The organism is Streptomyces boluensis (assembly GCF_009908195.1).
Classification (GTDB): domain Bacteria; phylum Actinomycetota; class Actinomycetes; order Streptomycetales; family Streptomycetaceae; genus Streptomyces; species Streptomyces boluensis.
The window spans coordinates 1-2,589 of sequence record NZ_JAAAHS010000618.1 but is presented as its reverse complement, the minus strand read 5'-3'; the positions used below and the strand labels follow the sequence as shown (position 1 = coordinate 2,589).

The 2,589-nt window shown below is 72.7% G+C and carries 2 protein-coding genes; both read left to right on the top strand.

Features of this window, described 5'->3' with window-relative positions:
* Nucleotides 1-51 precede the first annotated feature (51 nt).
* Nucleotides 52-1,419: a GH1 family beta-glucosidase gene (locus tag GUY60_RS36670; RefSeq protein ID WP_161705829.1), complete on the top strand. Its 1,368-nt coding sequence runs from the start codon at nt 52-54 to the stop codon at nt 1,417-1,419.
* 26 nt (nt 1,420-1,445) lie between these two features.
* Nucleotides 1,446-2,589, top strand: a 1,144-nt coding sequence (locus GUY60_RS36665; RefSeq protein ID WP_161705828.1) for an MFS transporter, incomplete at its 3' end; no start/stop codon positions are given.

Genomic DNA, 2,589 nt, shown 5'->3' with positions numbered 1-2,589 from the left:
CCCGCCCCCACCCGTTGACTTCCTACTCGCGAGTAAGCATGATCCCGACGCATGGCAGTCAGCGCGAGCACCAGTACCGGCGGTAACACCCTCCCCCGCTTCCCCCGGGACTTCCTCTGGGGCGTCTCCACCTCCGCCCACCAGATCGAGGGCGCCGTCGACGAGCGCGGCCGCTCGGTGTGGGACGCCTTCACCGGCCAGCCGGGCCGGGTGAAGGACGGCTCGACGGCCGAGGTGGCCTGCGACCACTACCACCGCTACCCCGAGGACGTGGCCCTCGTCCGCGACCTCGGCGTCGGCGCGTACCGCTTCTCGATCTCCTGGCCCCGGGTGCTGCCCACCGGCGCGGGCCAGGTCAGCGCGCGCGGCCTGGACTTCTACGACCGGCTCGTGGACGAGCTGTGCGCCGCGGGCGTACGCCCCGTACCGACGCTGTTCCACTGGGACACCCCGCTGGTCCTGGAGGAAGCGGGCGGCTGGCTGCGGCGGGAGACGGCCGAGCGGTTCGCCGAGTACGCGGCCGTGGTCGCCGAGCGGCTCGGGGACCGGGTGCCCACCTGGATCACCCTCAACGAACCCGCCGAGCACACCCTCCTCGGGCACGCCCTCGGCGAGCACGCCCCCGGCCACCGGCTCCTCTTCGACGCGCTCCCGGTCGCCCACCACCAACTGCTCGCCCACGGCCTCGCCGTCCAGGCGCTGCGCGCCGCGGGCGCCGGCCACATCGGCATCGCCAACTCGCACGGCCCGACCTGGGCCGCCTCCGACGAGCCCGCCGACCGGGACGCCGCCGACTTCTACGACCTGCTGCTCAACCGGCTGTTCGCCGACCCGCTGCTGCTCGGCCGCTACCCCGACGGCATCGGCGAACTGCTGCCCTCGCCGGACCTCGACGCCGACCTGAAGCTGATCTCGGCCCCGATCGACTGGTACGGCGTCAACTACTACCAGCCGACCAAGGTGGGCGCCCCCGGCAGCGCACCCACCGAGTTCTCCGGCGTCACCATCCCGCCCGAACTGCCCTTCGCGCCACAGGAGATCGAGGGCTACCCGCGCACCGACTTCGGCTGGCCCGTCGTCCCCGAGGCCTTCACCGAACTGCTCCTCTCGCTCCGCGAGCGCTACGGCGACCGGCTGCCGCCGCTGATGATCACCGAGAACGGCTGCTCCTACGAAGGCCTCGACGACCAGGACCGGATCACGTTCCTCGACGGCCACCTGCGCGCCCTGCACCGGGCCGTCGACGCGGGCGTCGACGTACGCGGCTACTTCGTCTGGTCGCTGATGGACAACTTCGAGTGGGCCGAGGGCAACCGGCAGCGCTTCGGCCTGGTGCACATCGACTACGCCACCCAGGAACGCACCCCGAAGGCCTCGTACGGCTGGCTGCGCGAGGCACTCCTGGCGCAGTCCCGGTGAGCCCAGTTCCGGGGAATCCAGTTCCGGTGAGCCCGGTCCCGGTGACGGGCGTCGCGGTGCACGCCGAGCCGGTCGCCCGGGTCGGCACCTCCTGGACCTCCACGCTCTGCCTCGCGAACGGGGCGATCTGGGTCGGCTGGTACGGCCCGCTGCAGATCCTCCTCGCCCTCCAGGCCGCCGCGCTCGCCCCCGCCGGGATGTCCAAGGAAACGGTGCTCGCCTGGGTGACAGGGGCCGGCGCGGTCGTCTCGCTCGTCGCCAACCCGCTGTTCGGGGCCGTCTCGGACCGGACCACGGGACGCTTCGGGCGCCGTACCCCGTGGATCGTGGCGGGCGCCGCGACCGGTGCGCTCGCGCTGCTCCTCACCGCGGCCGCGGGCTCGATGGCGGTCATGCTGCTCGGCTGGTGCCTGGTCCAGCTCACCCTGAACGCCGCCTTCGCCGCCATCACCGCGGCCGTCCCCGACCAGGTGCCGAAACGCCAACGCGGCTCCGTGGGCGGCTGGTTGGGCGCCGTCCAGCTCCTCGGCGTGGTCGTCGGCACCGGCCTCGCCCAGGCCGTCGGCGGACTCGGCGCCGGGTACGCGGCCTGCGCGCTGTTCACGATCCTCGGGGTGCTGCCGTACGTACTGCTGCACCGCGATCCGCCGCTGCGTCCGGCGGACCGGCCGACGTTCGGGTGGCGGACCTTCCTGCGCGGGTTCCTGATCAGCCCGCGCCGCCACCCGGACCTGGCCTGGGCCTGGCTCACCCGGTTCCTGATCAACCTGGGCAACGTCCTGGTGCTGCTGTATCTCCTGTACTACCTGCGGGACCGGCTGCACCATCCGGACCCGGAGCAGGGCGTACTGATCCTGACGGCGGTCAACGGCGCCACCATGCTCGCCACGGTCGTGGTCGGCGGCGCCTGGTCGGACCGGATCGGCCGCCGCAAACCGTTCGTGATCTGGTCCGGCGTCCTGATGGCGGTGTCCACCGGGCTGCTCGCGGTCTGGCAGACCTGGCCCGGCGCGATCGTCGCGGCGGCGGTACTCGGCCTCGCCTTCGGCGTCTTCACCTCGGTCGACTTCGCCCTGATGACCGACGTACTCCCGAAGACCACCGACCATGGCAAGGACCTCGGCGTCATCAACATCGCCAACTCCCTCCCCCAGGCCGCCGCCCCGGCCC

What these genes read in the sequence shown, in the direction of transcription:
- GUY60_RS36670 (WP_161705829.1), top strand. Translation starts at nt 52, where the DNA reads ATGGCAGTCAGCGCGAGCACCAGTACCGGCGGTAACACCCTCCCCCGC.